Annotated in this window: 20 protein-coding genes and 3 pseudogenes; 14 read left to right on the forward strand and 9 right to left on the reverse strand. The window is 41.8% G+C overall.

Features of this window, described 5'->3' with window-relative positions; all coding sequences use genetic code 11:
* Positions 1 to 13: 13 nt before the first annotated feature.
* The 5 genes and pseudogenes from ACINLD_RS08890 to phoB all read right to left on the reverse strand — a co-directional run bounded on the left by ACINLD_RS08890 (position 14) and on the right by phoB (position 4,112).
* Entirely contained in the window at positions 14 to 178 is a 165-nt protein-coding gene (locus ACINLD_RS08890; RefSeq protein WP_201278478.1) for a hypothetical protein, read from the reverse strand.
* Positions 179 to 260: 82 nt separating this feature from the next.
* A complete protein-coding gene (locus tag ACINLD_RS08895) occupies positions 261 to 1,106 on the reverse strand; it encodes a MerR family transcriptional regulator (RefSeq protein WP_026587974.1) in 846 nt (281 codons plus the stop codon).
* A gap of 176 nt (positions 1,107 to 1,282) precedes the next feature.
* A pseudogene (locus ACINLD_RS08900) lies at positions 1,283 to 1,667 on the reverse strand (GntP family permease); the annotation flags it as partial.
* Positions 1,668 to 1,947: 280 nt separating this feature from the next.
* Entirely contained in the window at positions 1,948 to 2,655 is a 708-nt protein-coding gene (locus ACINLD_RS08905; protein WP_026587976.1) for a DUF4352 domain-containing protein, read from the reverse strand.
* 68 nt (positions 2,656 to 2,723) lie between these two features.
* Positions 2,724 to 4,112, reverse strand: a complete 1,389-nt coding sequence (gene phoB, locus ACINLD_RS08910; protein WP_026587977.1) for an alkaline phosphatase PhoB — start codon at positions 4,110 to 4,112, stop codon at positions 2,724 to 2,726.
* Positions 4,113 to 4,483: 371 nt separating this feature from the next.
* On the opposite strand from phoB, the gene nikA reads away from it, so the two are divergent.
* From nikA to desR, 8 genes are all read left to right on the forward strand, one after another.
* Positions 4,484 to 6,103, forward strand: coding sequence for a nickel ABC transporter substrate-binding protein (gene nikA, locus ACINLD_RS08915; RefSeq protein WP_410206972.1), 1,620 nt, complete (start codon positions 4,484 to 4,486; stop codon positions 6,101 to 6,103).
* A gap of 9 nt (positions 6,104 to 6,112) precedes the next feature.
* Positions 6,113 to 7,057 carry a nickel ABC transporter permease subunit NikB gene (gene nikB / locus ACINLD_RS08920; RefSeq protein ID WP_077736370.1) on the forward strand — a complete coding sequence of 315 codons (945 nt, stop codon included), beginning with the start codon at positions 6,113 to 6,115 and terminating at the stop codon, positions 7,055 to 7,057.
* Positions 7,054 to 7,884, forward strand: a complete 831-nt coding sequence (nikC, locus tag ACINLD_RS08925; RefSeq protein ID WP_026587980.1) for a nickel ABC transporter permease subunit NikC — start codon at positions 7,054 to 7,056, stop codon at positions 7,882 to 7,884. The genes nikB and nikC overlap by 4 nt, the downstream gene beginning before the upstream one ends.
* Before the next feature lie 17 nt (positions 7,885 to 7,901).
* The gene (nikD, locus tag ACINLD_RS08930) at positions 7,902 to 8,720 is read left to right on the forward strand and encodes a nickel import ATP-binding protein NikD (protein ID WP_026587981.1); all 819 of its coding nucleotides are present in this window, start codon (positions 7,902 to 7,904) and stop codon (positions 8,718 to 8,720) included.
* Positions 8,721 to 8,751: 31 nt separating this feature from the next.
* Entirely contained in the window at positions 8,752 to 9,573 is an 822-nt protein-coding gene (gene nikE / locus ACINLD_RS08935) for a nickel import ATP-binding protein NikE (protein ID WP_026587982.1), read from the forward strand.
* A gap of 445 nt (positions 9,574 to 10,018) precedes the next feature.
* A complete protein-coding gene (gene desE, locus ACINLD_RS08940; RefSeq protein ID WP_026587983.1) occupies positions 10,019 to 11,077 on the forward strand; it encodes a fatty acid desaturase DesE in 1,059 nt (352 codons plus the stop codon).
* A 118-nt stretch (positions 11,078 to 11,195) separates the two neighbouring features.
* Positions 11,196 to 12,308, forward strand: coding sequence for a sensor histidine kinase (locus ACINLD_RS08945; protein ID WP_077736368.1), 1,113 nt, complete (start codon positions 11,196 to 11,198; stop codon positions 12,306 to 12,308).
* A gap of 19 nt (positions 12,309 to 12,327) precedes the next feature.
* A complete protein-coding gene (gene desR / locus ACINLD_RS08950) occupies positions 12,328 to 12,927 on the forward strand; it encodes a two-component system response regulator DesR (RefSeq protein WP_026587985.1) in 600 nt (199 codons plus the stop codon).
* 544 nt (positions 12,928 to 13,471) lie between these two features.
* On the opposite strand, the gene ACINLD_RS08955 is transcribed toward desR, so the two are convergent.
* Positions 13,472 to 14,521 carry an NAD(P)/FAD-dependent oxidoreductase gene (locus tag ACINLD_RS08955; RefSeq protein ID WP_409444603.1) on the reverse strand — a complete coding sequence of 350 codons (1,050 nt, stop codon included), beginning with the start codon at positions 14,519 to 14,521 and terminating at the stop codon, positions 13,472 to 13,474.
* 630 nt (positions 14,522 to 15,151) lie between these two features.
* Between ACINLD_RS08955 and ACINLD_RS08960 the strand changes: the two are divergent.
* Positions 15,152 to 15,596 (forward strand): annotated as a pseudogene (locus tag ACINLD_RS08960) ((2Fe-2S) ferredoxin domain-containing protein).
* 10 nt (positions 15,597 to 15,606) lie between these two features.
* Complete coding sequence (locus tag ACINLD_RS08965; protein ID WP_026587988.1) at positions 15,607 to 16,599, forward strand: CobW family GTP-binding protein; 993 nt, start codon at positions 15,607 to 15,609, stop codon at positions 16,597 to 16,599.
* Between the two features lie 291 nt (positions 16,600 to 16,890).
* Here the strand turns inward: ACINLD_RS08965 and ACINLD_RS08970 are convergent, their stop codons facing one another.
* From ACINLD_RS08970 to hemB, 3 genes and pseudogenes are all read right to left on the reverse strand, one after another.
* Entirely contained in the window at positions 16,891 to 17,685 is a 795-nt protein-coding gene (locus tag ACINLD_RS08970; protein WP_409444602.1) for an MBL fold metallo-hydrolase, read from the reverse strand.
* Positions 17,682 to 17,926, reverse strand: a pseudogene (yidD, locus tag ACINLD_RS08975) (membrane protein insertion efficiency factor YidD). Before yidD ends, ACINLD_RS08970 begins: the two are co-directional and overlap by 4 nt.
* Entirely contained in the window at positions 17,923 to 18,909 is a 987-nt protein-coding gene (gene hemB / locus ACINLD_RS08980) for a porphobilinogen synthase (protein WP_410206973.1), read from the reverse strand. Before hemB ends, yidD begins: the two are co-directional and overlap by 4 nt.
* Positions 18,910 to 19,021: 112 nt before the next feature.
* Between hemB and sufU the strand changes: the two genes are divergently transcribed.
* From sufU to ACINLD_RS09000, 4 genes are all read left to right on the forward strand, one after another.
* Positions 19,022 to 19,462 (forward strand): Fe-S cluster assembly sulfur transfer protein SufU, encoded by a 441-nt coding sequence (gene sufU, locus ACINLD_RS08985; RefSeq protein WP_409444672.1) that lies wholly within the window; start codon positions 19,022 to 19,024, stop codon positions 19,460 to 19,462.
* Between the two features lie 314 nt (positions 19,463 to 19,776).
* Positions 19,777 to 20,730, forward strand: a complete 954-nt coding sequence (locus ACINLD_RS08990; RefSeq protein WP_409444671.1) for a metal ABC transporter substrate-binding protein — start codon at positions 19,777 to 19,779, stop codon at positions 20,728 to 20,730.
* A 42-nt stretch (positions 20,731 to 20,772) separates the two neighbouring features.
* Entirely contained in the window at positions 20,773 to 21,480 is a 708-nt protein-coding gene (locus tag ACINLD_RS08995) for a metal ABC transporter ATP-binding protein (RefSeq protein ID WP_409444601.1), read from the forward strand.
* On the forward strand, positions 21,426 to 22,250 hold the full coding sequence (locus ACINLD_RS09000; protein WP_026587995.1) for a metal ABC transporter permease: 825 nt from the start codon (positions 21,426 to 21,428) through the stop codon (positions 22,248 to 22,250). The genes ACINLD_RS08995 and ACINLD_RS09000 overlap by 55 nt, the downstream gene beginning before the upstream one ends.
* Positions 22,251 to 22,254: the final 4 nt, after the last annotated feature.

A 22,254-nucleotide genomic window follows, 5' to 3' on the forward strand; every position in this document is an offset into this window, starting at 1 on the left:
TTTTGTTTTAGATTCATTTTTTATTAAAATTTGAGAGGCTCGCATCAACATCGACATGTTCTTCTTCAAATGGACCGTTCGTTTTAGCTGCAAGCCAGTTTAACAAATGGACTCCCGGCGGGTTGTTTCCGACTTGCCATTGCGGCGTGAGTAACCGAAGCGTCTTATTTTCTGTCATCTTACACATCCTTCCTTTCCAATATTCACGAGAAGATGCATAAATAATAAACCCTATAGCAACTATAGGGTCAAAGGGTTCGTTATTTTTTCAGCACTCTAAATTCTGTGAGGAAGTCTTCTTCTTTTAATGAGTTATAGCTGTTTGGAAAAGAAACTTGATATACTTTTCCATCCGTTTGAATGCCGTGAGATTCAATAAAATGGTACAGTTTTTGATAGTATGAAAAATAATTTGTTGAAGAGCAATCAAATGAAATACATACATATTCACCGGACGGGATCGTATCTATCCCAATATTTTGTTCGTCTGTATCTATCTTTACTCCATCATAAATCGTCGTATAAACACTGTTGCAATAAATATCACCGGAATTTTTATAAGGCTTTAAATCATAAATCAGTCCATAATAGTTATCAACCATATCTCCTCTTTCTTCAAGGACTTCAGCCAGTTTGCGGTAATACCAATCTGATTGATTATGAGGATTCACTTGAGGTGTCGCTGCTTTTAAAATGGTTTGGCCTTCTATATGCCGAACATAAACCAGACCTTCTTCTTTTTTAGTGCGTATCTCCAATTGTTCGTGAAGCTGATTCTTTCTTCTTTGAAGCAATTGCCTGGCACGTTCGAGTCTTTCCATTTCACGCTCAATCACGCTTTCTTGCTCTTCAAGAAAGGTTTGCATCAGTTCAGGGGTACATGTATATGAGATCATGCGCTTAATTTCTTCCAAAGGCGTTTTAATAGATTTGAGATATTTTATAATATCCAAATAAAAGAACTGTTTAACATGGTAATATCGATAGCCATTATCCCGGTCTGTACATTGAGGCTTGAAAATTCCGATCTTATCATAATAGCGCAATGTTTGAATGGAAATGTGATTTAGACGGGCTGTTTCCCCAATTGAAAAATATTCCTTCATCAATCCCACCCTTTCTTTTATTCTTTCTTCCACTATATACGATTACCGTCAAAATCCTAACTGAACGACCTTGAGAAAAAAACTGTCTAAGACGATCTTCATTTTGTTCTATGTTGAACATATCCACGAAGACATGATCTTTCCTGTCTCATCACGATTGTATGAGCCGCTCAGGAAATATCGGCTTCTTTGAACAGATTTTTCGTAAAAAGGATATACAGCAAAGACGACATCAAACAGGCTGACTCCGCTTTACGTTAAAATCGCACCCATCAATACGATAGCGACCAGCCTGACAATGGTCTTCGCAATCGACGCAACCAAACCGGAAATCTCGACGACCTTCCCGAAAATAGCGCCAAGCAGAAATACCGGAAAGTACAGCTTAAAAAACCCGCCATCTTTTCCATAAATACTGTTAGAAAAAGGAAGTGTAAAGCTTGGATCTGTCAACAGCACAGCAAATAAAGCACCAATCGGAGCAAACAAGATGACGACAAATCCCCGATAGACGAAAAACATCAGCAACCCCACCGCCAAAAGAGTAATGATCATGTCCACAAACATCCCCTCCCTTTCCGCCATATTATCGTGCAAGTTCCGTGCCAGTTGCCAAAACTCCATTTCAGCCTCCCATATTTTCAGGGAACATGAGCAACAACGATTCCGGCCAGGCGGATTTTTCCGCTTTTACGGAAAAAAAGAAAGCTCTTTTTTAGAGCTTTTCTCATCTCCTTCCCGGGACGGCAATAAAAGCAATCCGGTCACCAAGCTCTCTCTCGAGCCCCTTATTCGTCGGAAGCCGCTAAAAAACCTCCCGTACATACACGGGAGGCCGTCATTAAAACTCAATTTTAATTTTTTGCGAATCACTGATTTTCTTGTGGTTTTTATCAAAAACGTCACTCGTGGTGATCTCGATCCACTTCAAATCCTTTGTCTTCTTGTTGTCTTCTGCTTCCTTGTGATGCCCGTGTCCGCTTGCTGTGTTAACGATAAAACCTAAGTTTCCGGCTTTTGCAGCGCCGCCTTCTAATTCTCCATTTAACTCCTCAAGGTAAATATCCTTTTGCCAATCAAAGGTTTCACCTGTGTTTGTTTTCAGTAATGCAATTGGTGCAAAATTCACTTTCTCAGAAGACTTGTTTTTGATTTCAACGAAAACCTTAACGAAATCAAACTCCTCATCATGTGTCAACACGTGAAAATAATCAATCATGCTGTAATCCGGACGTAGGTGAATCAGCTTCATGTTTCTTACGGTTAATTCGATTGCTCCGATGTCATATGTTTTGTTCACGTTTTTGATATCTTTTAAAACGGCTTCACCTTTGTCATCAGCAAATGTTTGATTAACCTTTTCTAAAGACCTGTCATCTGTAACTTGCGGATTAGGCTGGTACTCATTTATTTGCCTGTCTGCTTGAGCTGAAACGTTCTGCGTTTTGACTTCTGCTGTTTGGCCGCCGCCTGTATTGTTATGGCCGGCGTTTGATGAGCAGCCGGCAAGCATCATGATCGAAAAAAAGATGAAAAGAGCCTTTCTCACCTTAATGGCCTCCATTCAAAATAGAGATCCCGTCACTTCATACAAGCAACGGGACACCTTGTATTCTCTTACTTATCGTTAATCTTGATTTTGTATTGTAAAGCATCAAAAACATTTTTGGCGATTTCAGTGTTATCGATTTGCCCGGCAAATGTCTCGCTTGACGGTCCGTATGCATAGACAGGAACATCTTCACCTGTATGTCCGCTCGTTGTCCAACCGGTGTGAGAGCGCTTGTTGAAAATGTCTTCAATCGCATTGTCGATATCAAGCACTTTCTTCGATTTGGCTGCTTCTTCAACCGATTGAATTTCCCCTTTCGTTAAGGCTAACTTTTTTTGATCAATATATGTCTTTAATGTTTTTTCCACATCCGCACCGCCGGCGATTTTTTCTGCCATAAAGTCAGGCGTGCGCTTTGCGGCTTTAATCGGTTCACTGAACCAGTTGTAGATGCCGTCTGCACCGATGGAGTATCCGCCGGTTGAGTGGTCAGCTGTTGCGACAACCAATGTATGCTTGTCTTTTTTGGCGAACTCAATAGCCGCCTTATAAGCTTGTTCGAAGTCTTCCATTTCACTCATCGCGCCGACAATATCATTGTCATGGCCCGCCCAGTCAATCTGGCTGCCTTCAATCATAAGGAAGAATCCGTCTTTATCCTTGCTTAATTTTTTAATCGCTGTGTTTGTCATATCTTTTAATGAAGGAATATCCTTCGTGCGGTCCATTTTTTTAGGCAGGCCGCCGTCAGCGAATAGGCCGAGAACTTGGCTGTCTTTATTTTTCAGCATGTCCTTGCGGTTATCCACATAGCTGTATCCCGCTTTTTTGAATTCCTTGATCAAATTGCGGTCCTTACGGTCAAAATTGCTTTTTCCACCGCCTAAAAGGACATCGATTTTGTGCTTGCCGTTTACCATTTCATCAAAATAATCATCGGCAATTGCGTTCATATTTTTCCGGCTGTGGTCATGTGAACCGAAAGAAGCCGGAGTGGCATGTGTAATTTCTGAAGTGGCCACAAGTCCTGTTGATTTCCCTTTTTCTTTTGCCGCTTCAAGAACGGTTTTGGCCTCTGACCCGTCGTTATCCACCGCAATGGCGTTATTGTATGTTTTAATTCCCGCAGACATGGCCGTTGCCGCAGCTGCAGAATCCGTCACATTTTGCTCAGGGTCTTCGGGGTAAGTCGTTTGCTGGCCGACAAGATATTGGTCAAAAGCCGTAGGCTCCACAGCCTTTGTCTTTTTATTATCCTTTAAGTAGCGATAAGCGGATGTATACGACACACCCATGCCATCACCGATTAGAACGATGACATTTTTAATGTCATTTTGCTTCCCCTTCTTCTTTTCTTGAGCGCTGGCTTCAAGCACACTGCCGCTTGCTAAGCTGCTGAACGCAATAGATGATAAAACCGCGATAGGCAGTAATTTCTTCGGGAATTTTTTCAACTGGATAACCTCCTAAAAATATATGAATCTCAGGGTGACAACCCTATTATATTTTTAAAGTATTAAGTTCATATTAATCGTTTATAAAGATTGGATTTACAAGATGAGAAACGCGGACAAATTATGTAAAGGAAGCGGGATGGTGGTTTGCGAATCCTGACCTTCCATTCTCTATCACTTTCATGTAAACGAAATGTCTTCTTTTTTACATCCAAACCTAACTCTGTCTTCATGCAGGAAATTTAAAAATCTAAAACAGGATCTTTAAATGTTTTGCTAGAAACCCAATGTCTATATTCTTACATTGACAAGAATATGCTTCCTCCTTAAAATGAAAATGATTATCAACATCATTCAGGAGGAAACTATGCATGTTTAGCGGAAGGATTAGTTTGAAAATTAAAATTACTTTCTTATCGATACTCGTCTTTTCAATCTTATTAGCTGGATGTACAAACGCAGAAAATTCAACAGAGACGAAAGATCATAACAATATGATCACAATGGCTTGGCCAAGAGATATAGGCGAACTGAATCCCCATGTCTATAATCCTTCTCAATTGTTTGCCCAGTCGATGGTATATGAACCTTTGGTCACTTATGAAGCGGGCGGAAAGCTTAAACCGCATTTAGCAAAATCATGGGATATATCTGATGACGGCAAAGTGTATACGTTTCATTTGCGTAAGGATGTCAAATTTTCAGATGGAACAGCGTTTAATGCAAAAATCGTGAAAAGGAATGTTGATTCCATTTTAAAACATACAGAGCTGCACAGCTGGTTGGGGTTTATCACAAAAATAGCTCAAACGGAAGTGATCGATGATCATACATTTCAATTGACGCTGACTGAACCATATTACCCAACCATTCAGGAGCTGGCAGTTGTTCGGCCGGTTCGGTTTTTAGGAGAAGCTGGATTCCCTAAGGATGGCGATACATCAAAAGGTGTCGAAAAACCGGTGGGAACGGGTCCATGGGTATTGGAAGAGTATAAAGCTGATGAATATGCGGTTTTTAAACGCAATGAACATTATTGGGGCGAAAAGCCAAAAGTCGAGAAAATCAAGGTGAAAGTCATCCCAGACGCAGAAACAAGGGTGCTGGCATTTGAAAAAGGTGAACTGGACCTCATTTACGGTGAAGGCGTCATCAGTTTGGATGCATACAAGCAGCTGCAATCGACAGGTAAATATGAAACAAGCCTTTCTGAACCAGTGGCGACGAGACAGCTTGTCATGAATACGAAAAAAGAACAGCTTTCAGATGAACGGGTGCGCCAAGCCCTTCATTATGGTTTTAATAAAGACGCCATGGTCGAAGGTATCACCTCAGGGTTAGAAGAAAAAGCAGATTATATTTTGCCGACAACCTTCCCATACACGTCTGATATTGATGTAAAACCAGTAAAATATGATATTGAAAAAGCGAAAGAGCTGTTAGATGCTGCAGGCTGGAAGCTTTCGAACGGAAAGACGGTGCGTGAGAAAGACGGAAAGCCGCTTGAATTTAGTTTAATGTATGATTCAGCAGAATCCATTCAAAAAACAATGGCAGAAACCCTGCAAGCAGAATGGGCAGCGATCGGGGTAAAGTTGAATCTTGAAGGAGTAGAATTGGCAACTCAAGTAAAACGGTTTAAAGCGAATGAGTTTGATATGAACTTCTTTAGCAACTATGGTGCGCCTTATGACCCGCATACATTTTTAAACATTGTCGCGTCAAAAGGATTTGGATTTAATGAAGCGATCTCAGCCTATCCAAACAAAGAGAAGTTATTGAAGCAGATGTCAAAGGTCCCTCAAACAACTGATGCAAAAGAGCGGCAAGAGCTTTATTCATCTATTTTAAAATCTCTTCAAGAACAAGGAGCCATCGTTCCGATCTCTTATATTAAAAAGACAGCGATCTATCAAAAGAATATCACCAACTTTTCTTTCCCTGCTAACCGTGACGAACATCCGTTTACAGGTATTCGCATTAAGCAGTAGGAGGTTTTTATGGGCAACTATATATTGAAACGAATCATATCCATTATTCCAGTGTTTCTTTTAGCTGCGCTTTTGACAACTGGAATGATTCATCTCTCACCTGTTGACCCAGCTGAAGCGTATTTAGCCGCAGCGCATATTCAGCCAACCGATGAAATTTTAGCGCAAAAAAGGCATGAGTTTGGCCTAGATCAACCATTCTTTATTCAATATGTCAACTCTATTTTGAAGATATGCCAATTCGATTTTGGCATATCTTATGTTTCGAATCAGCCGGTTTGGGACGAGGTTGCACTCAGGATACCAGCAACGATCGAGCTTGCGCTTGGGAGTTTATTGATCGCGGTGCTTGTCAGTGTCCCTCTCGGCTTCTTTGCGGGAATCAAAAGAAATGGGGCAATTGATCATATCAGTCGCTTCATTTCCTTTTTCGGAGCATCCATTCCGACCTTTTGGTTAGGGTATATGTTGGTTTTTTTCTTTTCTGTTCAATTAGATCTTTTTCCTGTAGAGGGAATTGGGACTTGGCAGCACCTCGTACTGCCGTCAATGACGTTGGCGCTTCCTTTAATTGCGATGTATACAAGGCTTTTGCGCGCCAGCGTGATTGAAAACTTGCAAGAACCATATGTACAATTCGCACGAATCAGAGGACTGAAGAATCAACACATATTGGCCAAGCATGTGTTGAGAATGGCCATTTCTCCGATGATTACAGGACTGGGAATGAATCTTGGGAAGCTGCTTACCGGAACCATTATTGTTGAGGTGGTTTTTTCTTGGCCTGGCTTTGGCCGCTATTTTATTGAGGCGATTTTCAATCGCGACATCCCTGTCATTCAATGTTATGTGTTCATAGCAGCCACCTTATTTATATTGAGCAGCTTAATCGTTGATCTGATTCAAATGTATATTGATCCGCGCATTTCGAGGAAAGAAGGACAGCATCGATGATCACAAGCATACGCAGAATATACAAAGGTCAAAACGTGATAACGGCATGTATCATCATATTATCCATTCTGTTTATCATCGCTGTATTTGCCCCCTGGATTGCGCCGCATAACCCAGTTGCTGTTCATTTGGCTTATAAGCTGCAGCCTCCGTCCTGGACGTTTCCTTTAGGAACCGATCATTTAGGAAGATGCAACTTATCCCGCCTTTTGTATGGCGCACGGATTTCTCTGGGGTTTGCGATGCTCATTTTTATTTCCTCCCTGGTTATCGGTCTCATTGTCGGTACGATTTCAGGGTATAAAGGCGGCTGGATTGATCAACTGTTAATGAGACTTTGTGATGGTGTGATGGCTTTTCCGAACTTAATTTTAGTTCTTGGTCTTGTGGGCATATTCGGACCTGGACTTCCTCAAGTCATTCTTGCCCTCATCCTTGTGCAATGGGTCTATTATGCAAGAATCTTTAGAGGAATGGTGCTAAGTCTGAAAGAGAAGAACTTTATTGCGGCTGCAAAAATCAACGGATCTTCGCAGTGGAAGATTATTAAAAACCATATCATTCCCAATGTGCTCCCCCCTCTCGTCGTCATGGGTACATTGGAGATGGGCTGGGCGATTATGGATATATCCGCTATGTCGTTTCTTGGATTGGGGGTTCAGCCTCCGGCGGCTGAATGGGGAGCGATGATTCATGAAGGTAAATCGTATATTCGGACGAACCCTGAGTTGATGATTTATCCAGGGATGATGATCATGATTGTCGTTGTGACGTTCAATTTATTGGGCGAAACCTTATCAGAAAAATACGGAATCAAACGTCGATAATAAAAGGAATGAGGAAGTTGGGAACAGAACAATCACCGGTGCTGAAAGTGAGAGATTTACATGTCCAGACCAAAACGCCAAAAGGCGCTTCTACCCTCGTGCAAGACATCAATTTCGACCTGAAGCGCGGCCAAGTCTTCGGTCTGATTGGCGAGAGCGGATGTGGAAAAACGGTCACAAGCATGTCTATTCTTCAAATACACGATCAAAAAACAACCAAGGTGGAAGGAAGTATCGGATTACAAGGTCGAGAACTGAACGGATTAACAGATAAGGATATGCGTAAAATCCGCGGCAAAGATATTGCCTACATTATGCAAAATCCGATGAACGCTTTCACACCCGTTTTCACGATTGGTCAGCAAATGATCGAAACGATTCGCTCCCATACGTCACTCACAAAGAAACAGGCAAAAGAGCTTGCAATCGAAGCATTGCATGATATGAACTTACCCGCTCCTCTTAAGCTTTTAAAATCTTATCCTTTTCAATTAAGCGGGGGAATGCTTCAACGGGTTATGATTGCAATCGCTGTATGCATGCATCCAGCCATTCTCATAGCGGATGAGCCCACCACTGCACTGGACGTGAATAATCAAAAGACAGTGCTGAAACATTTAAACGACATGCGTTCTAAATTTGGAACAGCGATTTTGCTCATATCTCATGATTTAGGAGTCATTGCTGAAATGGCAGATGAAGTCGCTGTGATGCAGTATGGAAGAATCGTAGAAAAAGCAGATGTGTTTCAGCTGTTTGATGCACCAAAGCATGACTATACAAAGAAGCTGTTAAATGCACGTATGACCTTGCCAATTGCTATTGGGTCAATTTAACAAAAGATCGGCATTTTAATGGGGTGAACAAGTGAGTTTATTACAAGTGAAGGAAGTCACTCATCGTTATGCGGAGCGTTCATTGTTCAAATGGAAATTTCAGTCTAAACAAGTCCTTTCCGATGTCAGCTTTTCGATTGAGAAGGGCACATGCTTAGGCATGATTGGGCCAAGCGGGGCTGGTAAGAGTACATTGGGAAGAGTGCTGCTTGGTTTAGAGCGGCCGCAATCAGGTCAAATCCTTTTCCAAGGCCATGATGTATATCAAGCAGATCAATCGATCCGCCGCAAAATTCGCCGCGACCTTCAAGCCGTCTTTCAGGATTCATACTCGGCCGTCAATCCGCGAATGACGGCGGAACGGATTATTGCAGAACCATTAGAAAACTATGAAACTCTCACCATCTCAGAGCAAAGGCGAACCATTATCGAGCTGCTGGAACGAGTCGGCTTGAGTGAAAAGGATTTAACAAAATACCCACACCAATTCAGCGGCGGTCAATTGCAGCGGATCAATATCGCAAGAGCCATCTCGCTCAAACCGAAGCTGATCGTATTAGACGAATCAGTCAGCAGTCTGGACATGGTGACCCAAACGCTCATATTAGATTTGTTAAAAGAGCTCAAAGACGATTTTGGGTTATCGTATTTTTTTATTACGCATGATTTGAAAGCCGCTTATCAATTGAGTGACACACTAGCTGTATTGGATAAAGGCAAATTAGTTGAGCTTTACGAGTCCAAACATCAGTTTTTTTCGTCAGATCATCCAGCTGTAAAAAAGATGAAAAGTTCCATACTTGCAGAACACCCGCGCTTTCGTTCGATAGGAACAAAGACGATGCAACAATAGTTGGTTACTTAGCTTGAGGCGCCGCGAATGATTGGGGGTGTTACAGCGAACCGGCCCTGCTATATTCCCCTGTGCTTTCCCTTCTGTTTGATCAAGTGGTGCTTTTTTTCCGTTGCGCTGTTTGATCTTTTGTTACCTGATCATCAGGTTTCTACTGAGTGTTTTCAACCCAAATATGAGCCACTTTTAGAAAGGTGGCTCATATTATTTTTCATATTTTCCCCTGAACACTTTCCCGCCAAAATTCCCTTTAAAAAACAGCTGACAGGGATACTAAACCTGTGACTCAGCATCAAAGTGCGAGTTGACAGGGCGGTATTCAACACATATCGAAGGAACTGTATATGACAAGTGTCATGTATGAAGCATGATGTGTGCTACTACAAAGTATGTGTCTCTTAGGCGTATACTTAAGCGAGACACATCAATGAGAGGATACTTTACTATGACTGAACAAACCATCGCCCATAAGCAAAAACAGCTGACAAAACAAGTTGCTGCTTTTGCTCTGCCTGATAACAAAAAAAGTCTGATTCAGCTCTTCAATACGTTTGTCCCTTACTTCGGACTGTGGTTTCTTGCCTATCTCAGCCTCGATGTCTCCTATCTCCTTACTTTAGGATTAACAGTGATTGCCGCGGGGTTTTTGACGAGAATTTTCATTATTTTTCACGACTGCTGCCATCTCTCCTTTTTCAAACAAAAGCGTTATAACCATATGCTTGGTTTTTTGACAGGCGTTCTGACGCTATTCCCATACCTTCAATGGCAGCACAGCCATTCGATTCATCATGCGACCAGCAGCAACCTTGACAAACGCGGGACGGGTGACATCTGGATGTTGACGGTAAACGAATATAAAGCCGCGCCTCTCCACACAAAAATCGCATACAGACTTTATAGAAATCCGTTTATCATGTTTATTCTCGGACCGATTTATGTTTTTCTGATCACAAACCGTTTTAACAAAAAAGGCGCCAGACGGAAAGAGCGTGTGAACACATACCTGACGAACCTTGCAATCGCGGCTTTGGCTGCTCTGTGCTGTGTCATCTTTGGCTGGCAATCGTTTTTGCTCGTGCAAGGTCCGATCTTTCTGATCTCCGGTTCAATCGGCGTTTGGCTGTTTTATGTTCAGCATACATTTGAAGATTCTTATTTTGAAGCGGATGAAAACTGGAGCTACGTTCAGGCCGCGGTAGAAGGAAGTTCATTTTATCAACTTCCGAAACTGCTTCAATGGCTGACAGGCAATATCGGGTACCACCACGTTCACCATCTGAGTCCAAAGGTGCCCAACTATAAACTTGAAGCAGCTCATGAACAGCACGAACCATTAAAAAACGTCCCGACAATCACCTTAAAAACAAGCCTGCAATCACTCGCCTTCCGCCTTTGGGATGAAGAGAAAAAGCAATTTGTGACATTTCGGGATATCAAACAAATACCGATCCACCTTCCGCCTGATTCTATAGAAAGACAGAAGCTGCGGAAAAACGCCTGATGAAGAGGAGGTCTTCTTATATCCAAGAAGACTTCCTTTTTATGGTTCAGTGATGCAATCCGGCTCTGGCAATGGTAAAGTTACTCTTAAGACGAAAAGTTGAAAATGAGGTTATATCATGGTTAAAAAGCATTTTACATTTCAAAAACTAAGCGGGATCTCGCCATATATATGGACGATATTTTTTATCCTCCCCTTCTACTTCATATTCCAATCACCATCAACGTTTGTGATCGTCGTCGGCATCATTTTGACGCTTTTATTTTTTTCGATTTACAGATTTGCTTTCGTCTCAAAAGGCTGGGCCGTTTATTTATGGGCGTTTATTTTAATCGGCATTTCAACGGCTTCGATTACACTGTTCAGCTATATTTATTTTGCTTTTTTTATCGCATATTTTATAGGAAACATTAGAGAACGCGTCCCTTTTCACATTTTATATTACATTCATTTAATAAGCGCAGCCGTCGCCAGCAACTTCAGTCTCGTGTTAAAAAAAGAATTGTTTCTGACACAAATTCCTTTTGTGGTCATCACGCTCATCAGCGCGATTTTATTGCCATTCAGTATAAGAAGCCGCAAGGAGCGCGAACGGCTTGAAGAAAAACTCGAAGATGCAAATGAACGGATTGCCCATTTGGTAAAATTAGAGGAACGGCAGCGGATCGCCCGCGACCTCCACGATACACTTGGACAAAAGCTGTCTCTAATCGGTTTAAAAAGCGACTTGGCGAGAAAATTAATTTACAAAGATCCCGATCAGGCAGCGCATGAGCTAAAAAGCGTTCAGCAAACAGCGAGAACTTCTTTAAATGAAGTCAGAAAAATTGTATCCTCTATGAAAGGCATCCGGCTCAAGGATGAAATCAGAAACATCAAACAAATTCTCGAAGCAGCTGACATCACGTTGATCTATGAAGAAGAAAAATTGCCGGAAAATATCTCATTGCTCAATGAAAACATTTTGAGCATGTGCTTAAAGGAAGCTGTCACAAATGTCGTCAAACACAGTCAGGCGAAAACCTGCCGTGTTGACATTCAGCAGCTTTGGAAGGAAGTTGTCATTACAGTGGCGGACGATGGAGAGTTTCAAGGTGAAGAAAAGTACTTTTCAAAAGGACATGGCTTACTCGGGATGAGAGAACGGCTTGAGTTTGCCAACGGCAGCCTTCACATCGATACCAAAAACGGCACAAAGCTTACCATGACAATCCCTAATAACTCAAAATAAACAAAAAGGATGGCTTAGCATGATTAGTATATTTATTGCGGAAGATCAGCAGATGCTCTTGGGTGCATTAGGATCGCTCTTGAATTTAGAAGATGATATGAAAGTCGTCGGCAAAGGAACAACCGGGCAGGATGCCGTTGACTTCACCAAAAAACATCGGCCTGATGTATGCATTATGGATATTGAAATGCCCGGAAAAACGGGACTTGAAGCTGCTGAGGAATTAAAGGATACAGGCTGCAACATCATTATCTTAACCACTTTTGCCCGCCCCGGCTACTTTCAGCGAGCGATTAAAGCCGGTGTTAAAGGCTACTTGTTAAAGGACAGCCCGAGCGAAGAGCTTGTGAGCGCCATCCGCAGCGTCATGAACGGAAAGCGCATCTATGCGCCTGAATTGATGGAAGATATGTACGGTGAGGCCAACCCTCTCACAGATAGAGAAAAAGAAGTGCTCGAACTCGTAGCCGATGGAAAAAACACAAAAGAAATCGCCCAAGAACTCAGCATCAAAAGCGGGACGGTCCGCAATTATATCTCAATGATTCTTGAAAAGCTGGAGGTGAAAAACCGAATCGAAGCCATTACCCGTTCTAAGGAAAAAGGCTGGTTTAAATAAAAAGAGGATCTGGTCAAGATCCTCAGCAGGTAAGTGGATTGGCTATTCAACTCGGCATTTCTGCCACATCATGGATACTTTAGAGAGACTAAGTAAATGGCGACGAAGGAAAAACCACCAACTAAATGAGATCGGCAGTAGACCACTTCCCCAAAATATTGAATACTTCCGTCAATTCTTTCTTTTATTTCAAGGAATTGTATTTTTCATTGGAGCAATTTATGCGTTTAGGCTGCACAGAAATGAAACGAAATAATTTTTAAAAAGAATTGTTATACAAGTATGGCAGCAAGTCTTTTTTAGACTGATCCATTAAACTTCTTTTCACATTTCATTCTTGAGGCTACGGCATAAGTTCGCACATAACTTTTATGTTCCGCGGATAGAGTTCTATATTCCTTCTATTAACGGATAGTTCAGGTTGTTAAAATGAATATAATTAGGATTCAACCTTCTCACGAACAAAGGGCGTTCCTTGGTCTGAAATATCAGAGCCGGCGAACACCCTTTTGCTTTTTGTTTTTATCTTGAGTGTGCCTTCGGGCTACCCGAACATCTTCTTCACAAGCTCGCGGTTGCGCTCTTTGAAAACCTCATTATGCGACGACACCATCGCGCTCTTATGCGCTTCGGGATCAATATAGCGTTTGGCGCTGTTCACTGCGTTTGCCGCATCCTGAAACGCACCGGCGATCAGGTGCAGCTTGCCGTCGTAATGCAGGATATCCCCAGCCGCATACAGCCCTGGCACCGAAGATTGAGAGTTGGCGGTACCCGCGATAAAATAGTCATCAACCCGGGTAATATCCAGCCGGCTGTTCTCCAGCAGCGATTTGTCGCGTTCATATCCATGATTAATAATGACTTCGTCTACAGGCAGCTCGATAACCTCACCGGTTTGAGCATTTGTGAGCTCGACTCGTTCGATCACCTCATGATCATCTGAAGCGATCAGCTTGGTAATCTCGGTATGGAAGAAGCAGCTCACCGAGCTGTTCAGAAGCTGATCCACCTGGGCCTCATGCCCGCTGAGCGCTTCTTTACGGTAAGCGAGGTAAACCTTCTTCGCTACAGGCTCAAGCTCGTTGGCCCAATCGACAGCCGAATTGCCGCCGCCTGAGACAATGACCGTTTTATCTTTAAAATGCTGCAGCGACTTGACCGTATAATTCAGATTGGACACTTCAAAACGCTCTGCCCCTTCAATCTGAAGCTTTTGCGGATTCAGGATACCACCGCCTACAGCAACGATGACCGTCTTGGACAAATGCACCCCTGAGGCAGCCGTATGTAATTCAAACAGCCCTTCTTCATTACGGGCAATCGACTCCACTTTCTCATTCAGCAGCACTTCCGGATGAAATGTTAATCCCTGCTGCACCATCTGTTCAATCAGCTTCGCTCCCGATATCGGCGTTTGCCCTCCGACATCCCAAATCATTTTTTCCGGATAAACATGGACCTTCCCCCCCAGCACGTGCTGATATTCAATAATCTTTGTTTTCATCCCCCGCAGTCCGCTGTAAAAGGCGGAATATAATCCAGCCGGTCCTCCGCCGATAACCGTCACATCATATACTTCATTCCTGTTCATCGCTCTTCACTCCTAGTATAGTGCATGGCTTATCTCCATGTCGTAAATGATTATCATTATCATTTAGTGTACTTTGACTTGTTCATTTTTACAATCCATTTTTGATTAAAAATTGATCTTGCGGGTCCACACAATCATCAAAGCGGCCGATCATCAGTGAGGCTTTTAAAAAAAAACTGCAACCTCTCCATTACAAAAAGATTCGATAAAGTCATAAATCTTTTGTTCCAATGTGAAAATGTGTATATCTTACACGAGCAAAGATGAACAATACACTCGTCTTTATCGGTGATGATTTAGACCATGACAATCTTCAGAAAATGCTGTGTGACTTAAAGAATAGGAGCGTATCAACGGCTCATTCATGCAATTTAGCCTTTTCTTCTGTTTGCTTTTGACTTTGAAAAGAGATAAAATAGGTTGTAAGTCGTAATTATTACGATTTCATTGACTATGGATCGGTGCAAAAGCTGGCGAGCGGTTTATCCCCTGCTCGTTTGTATCATCTTTGTGAAATGACAAAAAGAGCCGGAGGATGTTTAAGACAGTTTATGATCGGCGCTTTGATGCATTTAAATGCTCCATTACAAATCGTAATAATTTTGTTTTATTTGGAGGGAAATGACACATATGGCGACATGGGATTTAAGTAATATGAAACATCATATCTTTATTTGCAACGGCAGCAGTTGCAATCGGGTCGGAGCTGAGGAACTGACTCAAGTGATTCGGCAAGAAATCTCAGACCGGGAGCTTGACAATGTTATTCATACAACGCGCACGCGCTGTAATGTCAGACCGGGAGCTTGACAATGTTATTCATACAACGCGCACGCGCTGTAATGGCAGATGCCAAGATAAGTGCGTGGTCATCCACTACCCGAAAGGAACTTGGTATAAAGATTTAAAACCTGAGGATGTCCCCCTCCTGATTGACTCGCTTTGTACCAATGAAGATTATAAAGAAAAAGCAAGCCATTTGTATGATGGCCAACGTTTCGAGCGTTCATCTGACGTCATCGCCGGAGTTGCAAAAGACAAAGAAAAAGTAGTCAAAGTATCGAAAAAATTTTAAATGGAGTCGAATGATCATGCCTTTAACTAAAAAGAAAATTCCTGTCACCATTCTCACTGGATATTTAGGCGCCGGGAAAACCACACTTTTAAATCGAATACTTACGGAAAAACACAATCAAAAGGTTGCGGTTATTGTTAATGAGTACGGAGAAGTCGGGATAGACAATCAGCTCGTCGTTGATTCTGAAGAAGAAATTTTAGAAATGAACAACGGCTGCATCTGTTGCACGGTCCGCGGAGATTTGATTCGTATTCTGAGAACTCTTGTATTCTCAATGGATCAAGGGAAAGTTGCATTTGATCGCGTTTTAATCGAAACAACGGGACTGGCTGACCCTGCCCCCGTTGCCCAGACTTTTTTTATGGATGAACTGTTATCCGACATATTTGAAGTTGACAGCATCGTCACGGTAGTAGACAGCAAGCATGTCACCAGACATCTGGATGATCAGGATGAAGCGCAAGAGCAAATCGCATTTGCTGACGTCATCATCCTCAATAAAACAGATTTAGTATCGAATAACGATCTGAAATCCTTGGAGCAAAGACTTGTCAACATTAATCCTACGGCTAAGAGGCTGCATGCCAGAGATTGCAAGATCAATTTAAGAGATATACTGGGAATCAATACGTTTGACGTCAATCGAAAAATTGAAATCGATCCTCATTTTCTAAAGGATCATCATCACCACCATCATGATGATAAAGTGTCTTCTATTGCTTTTCGGGAAGAGAAGCCTCTTGACTTGGCAAAGGTGGATCATTGGATGAGTTATCTCGTACGGGAAAAAGGAGAAGATTTATTACGTTATAAAGGAATCCTTTCTATTAAAGGGGAAGAATATCGAATCGTATTCCAAGGGCTTCATATGTTGTTTTCAGGACGTCCCGATCGGAAGTGGAGCGAAAACGAGACAAGACAAAGCGAACTTGTTTTCATTGGAAAGGACTTAAACAAAGAAGAATTGGAACAGCAATTTAAAAACTGCATAGCGAAGTAGCCTTAAATATTTATGATCAACTGTTGACATCAATCAAGAGCAATATGTGCTTCTACGCTTGGACGTTATAATAAAACGAACAAAATAGCAGCCTTCCTCAAGGGAGGCTGCAAATATAATATCTTAAATAATGGTTTCAGTTATCTACATGTTAACCTCAGCTATCATCTCCGCTTAACCATATTCAATAGGATGAAACTTCGCTCTGTTTATTCAACACATCCCATGAATGAGAGGCAATGAAAAAAACGAACTTCTCTTCCTGTACTTACTCAAATATATGTCCTGTGGTCAGGATAAAATATCAATGGGTTTCCATTGATATAATGAGTCTCTGTTTTCAATCATACCAAGCCCCGGGTAAGGAAAATGACAGGAATGAATGAAGGCTTGCTCCTTGCAAGCCAATTGTATCAATTGATTCCTAGTAGTTATCCCCTGTACAGGATCTTCTTCTAGTACGACACGCAAACTTGTATTAGAAATGCTGTGTGGAATATTGAATACATCATTCGTGATCAAATATACGCCATGATTTGTACGGACTTCAACAGTTAGATGTCCGGGTGTGTGACCCGGTGTATGTTTCAGCCATACATCCGGTAATATTTCAGTATCCTCTTCAATCAATGTCAGAAGCGGAAGTACTTTGTTTATGACCTTGAATTGTCTGGAATCAGGAGTTTGTTTCGCATATAACCATTCTTTCTTACTCATGATATGAACGGCATTTGGAAAAGCAGGTTTTTCATTTTTTACAAGCCCTCCGGTATGGTCTGCATGACTGTGTGACAAAACAACGTAATCAATCATATGACGATGAATCCCAGATTGTTCTAAGCGTGTTAATAAATGCCCTGACTCCTGTCCGCCTGCCTCTCCAAACCCTGTATCAATTAAAATAAGCTTACTCCCGATTTGCAGGCAGACAAAATTCAGCGCTACCTCGAATTCACCAGGAAAGCGCTCAACTTCCCGGTCACCATTTGCCCCTGCCAGAAAAAAATCCTTTGTTACAGGAAACTGTCCATCAGAAAAAACCATCATGCGAAAAGAGTCAAATTTGATTTGATATGGCCGGTTCACAGGGAGTCCCCCTCACTTTTTTGATCTGTTTTGCTCGGAACAGGATCAAAGCCTCCCGGATGAAGAGGGTGGCATTTCAGCAATCGTTTGATGAGCAGCCAGCTGCCTTTTATAAATCCAAACCTTTGAATCGCTTCAAGCCCATAGTTGGAGCATGTTGGATAAAACCTGCAGGTGGCGGAAATAGAGGTGATATCGCCTTTTGATATAATCGAATGAATGCGATCGCTGCCTGTTTCATGATTCCTCCCGAAGATATCTTGCTATATCCTTTGCAAAATATGTAACGATAAGATCGGCTCCGGCCCGCTTCATAGAAAGCATGCTTTCCAATACTGTATTTTTTTCATCAATCCAGCCGTTTTGCGATGCTGCTTTTATTTGCGCATATTCGCCGCTTACTTGATATGAAACCAGCGGAATATGGAGAGAATTTCGCATATCCCTCATGATATCTAAATAAGGAAGACCCGGTTTAATAATAATAAAATCTGCTCCCTCTTCAAGGTCAGACTGAGCCTCGCGAAAAGCTTCTAAACGATTTGCCGGGTCCATCTGATAGGTTCGACGATCACCGAAAGCAGGCGAATTATCCGCGGCATCTCGAAATGGTCCATAATAGCTTGAAGCATACTTGATACCGTACGACATGATCGGTATGTCTTGATAACCGGACTCATCCAGCGCATGTCGTATATACGTCACAAATCCATCCATCATGCTTAAGGGCGCCAGAATATCGGCACCTGCCTCAGCTTGAGATATGGCGACTTTTGCATGTATATCTAAAGACACGTCATTATCAATCCTGCCGTTTACCGGTATGCCGCAATGGCCTTCTGTTTGATAGTGACATATACATGTGTCTGTTATGATGACCAAATCAGAATCTAAAGCCTTGATTTGCCTAACCGCTCGTTGAACAATGCCATCTGATGTATAAGCAGACGTTGCAAAATCATCTTTCCAACTCGGAATGCCGAAGAGAAAAATCGCTTGAATCCCCAGCTGTTTTAATTCTTGAATTTCCTTATCTAATAAATCTAATGTCAGTTGATAAACGCCTGGCATGGAAGGTACTTCTGTCTTTAACCCGATACCCTCTTGGACGAACAGAGGATATATGAAATCGTTAATGGAAAGCCGATTTTCTCTTACCAAATCCCGTATACCTGGCGTTGAACGCAGTCTGCGATGCCGAGAGAATGTGAAAAATTGCTTCAATGTTATTGCACCACTTTTCTAAATGAGTTAACCTTAAATCGTAATTATTTCGATTTGTATTTTAAAGTATATACAATCACATCAATCATTTCAATGTTAAAGGAAAGGAGCAATCATGATGTTAGAAGATTTATATCGAGCCGTTATCATGGACCACTCAAAATATAAGCGGAATTTTCGAAGAATCGAGCATCCCAACGCTTTATTTGTTCATTATAAAAACCCCACTTGCGGCGACGTCATCACTCTGTATATTGATATAGAGGATAACAGGATAAAGGACGCTTCCTTTATAGGGGAAGGATGCAGCATTAGTATGGCGTCTTCATCCATAATGACTGACCTTATAAAAGACAAAACAATGACAGCAGTCGAAGACATGCAAAAATCCATGGAAGATATGATACGCAATGGGACAGAACCACAAGAGGAAACACTGGGAGATGCGGTTTCCTTCATAGGCGTTCACCCTTTAAAAGCTCGCCATAATTGTGCTTTAATGCCTTGGCAAGCCTTAGAAAAAATGAAAAAATTGACGGAAAAACCGCAATAAATAAAAACGACCAAGCTCGCAAAAGTATCCCATGGTTCATGCAGCCTCACGATAAATGAGCCTGCAAACGACTGCCAGCTCCCTCCTTCCCTGTCAGGAAGTCTGTGGCTTGTTCCGACCTGCTGACATTCGATCTATGCATAAAAGGTCGTAATACTGACGATCTCGCACCTAAAAATAAAAAACACTTCACAAATCGTAACGATTATGATTTAATAGGGAATTAGTTCATGAAGTTAAGTGTTTTTGTTGATTTGAATGATCAATCACACGAAATGAACGAATCAATACTTTTCAAGAAAGAAGGAATAAACATGAAAAAATATACGACAGCAGCTTTGATTGCGGCGACATGTCTTTCACTATTTGCTGGATGTTCGGGAAATGAGGAAAAACAAGCAAGCGGTTCCTCATCAGATGATCAAAAATTACAGGTCATCACAACATTTTACCCAATGTATGAGTTTACAAAGCAAGTTGCCGGAGAAAAAGCAGATGTTGATCTTTTAATTCCATCTACTGTTGAACCCCATGAATGGGACCCCTCTCCAAAAGATGTTCAAAAGATCGGGGAAGCGGATGTCCTAATTTATAACAGTCCTTATATGGAAACATGGGAACCCTCTATCGAAAAAAGTGTAGGAAAAAATGGACCGACTTTTGTAAAAGCAAGCAAAGGCATTGAACTGATGAAAGGAACTGGAGAAGAGGAAGAAGAACATGAAGAATCCGGGCATGAGCATACATATGATCCCCATGTATGGTTAAGTCCTGTCCTTTCCCAGCAGGAAGTAAAAAACATTACAAAAGCGCTTGAAAAAGCAGACCCGTACAATAAAGCTTACTATGAAAAGAATCGCGATGCGTTTTTGCAGAAATTAGAGGATCTCGATCAACAATATGAGTCAACATTAAAAGATGTTCTAAACAAAGAGCTCATTACACAGCATGCAGCGTTCGGATATTTAGCGAAACAATATGGATTAACGCAAGTGCCTATCGCAGGCCTTTCCCCTGAACAGGAGCCAAGTGCAGCTAAGCTCGCAGAATTAAAGAAGTTTGCCCAGAAACACCATATTCAAACCATTTTCTTTGAAGAACTCGCTTCTCCGAAAGTTGCGAAAACATTAGCAGATGAAATTGGAGCTAAAACAGAAGTGCTCCATACGTTAGAAGGACTAAGTAAAGAGGAGCAAAAACAAGGGCTGGATTATATTGATTTAATGAAAAATAATTTAAAACAGTTAGAATCGTCATTATCTCAATGATGAGACACGCAACATGTTTTTGATGGAAAGGTAAGATTGATATTGGAACTTATTTCATTACACAATGTGATATACGGATATGAGCATACACCTCTATTGGAAGATATCACATTCACCATTAATAGCGGAGAATTTGTCGGGATTACGGGACCTAACGGAGCCTCAAAATCCACGCTTCTCCGCCTTATGCTTCGTTTGTTAAAGCCCTGGCATGGACGTGTGGATATCAGCGCAACCAATTCTAGCGGAGAACGTTTGAAAATCGGATACTTGCCACAGCAGATCGCATCTTTTAATGCAGGGTTTCCGAGTACTGTACTTGAGCTTGTACGCTCAGGGCGGTACAAGAAAGGAAGCTGGTTTAACAAATTAAAGGAACAAGATCATAAAAAAATAGAAGAATCACTAAAGATGGTCGGAATGTGGGAATTTCGTGATCGCAAGATTGGCCATTTATCTGGGGGACAAAAACAAAAAGTTTGTATAGCAAGGATTTTGGCTTCAGAACCTGACATACTTGTCCTGGATGAACCTACAACAGGTATGGATGCTGAAAGCCGCCGGTCCTTTTATCAAATGATGGACCGGCAAGTGCAGCAACACCAACAAACCGTTATCATGATCACCCATGACCAAGACGAAGCGGAGCCATATTTAACAAAGAATATTCGATTAGAGAGAGGTGAGAACAGCAGATGGAAATGTTTCATTTGGAATTCATGCAAAGAGCCTTCTACGCAGGATGCTTAATCGCGATCATCGCTCCATTACTCGGGGTCTTTCTCGTCCTCAGACGACAGGCTCTAATGGCCGATACTCTATCTCATATTTCACTAGCCGGCGTCGCCATCGGTTTCTTTGTCCATACGAATATCACGTTATCAAGTTTTTTAGTTGTAACGGTTGGAGCCGTAGGCATTGAATATATGAGGAGGGCTTACCGTACGTATTCCGAGGTCTCCATTGCCATTTTAATGGCTGCTGGTCTTTCTTTTGCCCTCTTTTTATTAAGTGTTACAGAGGGCGGTATGACAACGAATATTGAGCAATACTTATTTGGCTCTATTGTAACGATCAGCACTGAACAGCTTTACATTATGGGCGGAATTACGCTGCTTGTCTTATTATATTTCTTTATGTTTAAAAGACAGCTTTATTTAATGACTTTTGATGAGGATACAGCCGAAACAAGCGGAGTAAATGTTCGGCTGCTTTCTCTTTCATTCAGCATTCTAGTTGGAATGACAGTCGCTGTGATTATACCAACAATCGGCGTTTTGCTTGTGTCGGCATTATTAGTGCTTCCAGCGGCATTTGCCATTCGGCTGTTCAAAGGCTTTACAGCTGTTTTTTCGGTTTCTATCATCATTGCTCTTTTTAGTATTCTCTCTGGTCTTACCTCTTCTTATAAGTGGGGTACACCTCCGGGAGCAACCATCACTTTATTGCTAGTCGTATTTTTAATAGCGGGATTTATGATACAGAAGGCCGCTTTTCTGGTCAAAAGAACACGACTTTAAGATT

This window comes from Bacillus sp. z60-11, assembly GCF_046464135.1.
Classification (GTDB): Bacteria; Bacillota; Bacilli; order Bacillales; family Bacillaceae; genus Bacillus; species Bacillus sonorensis_A.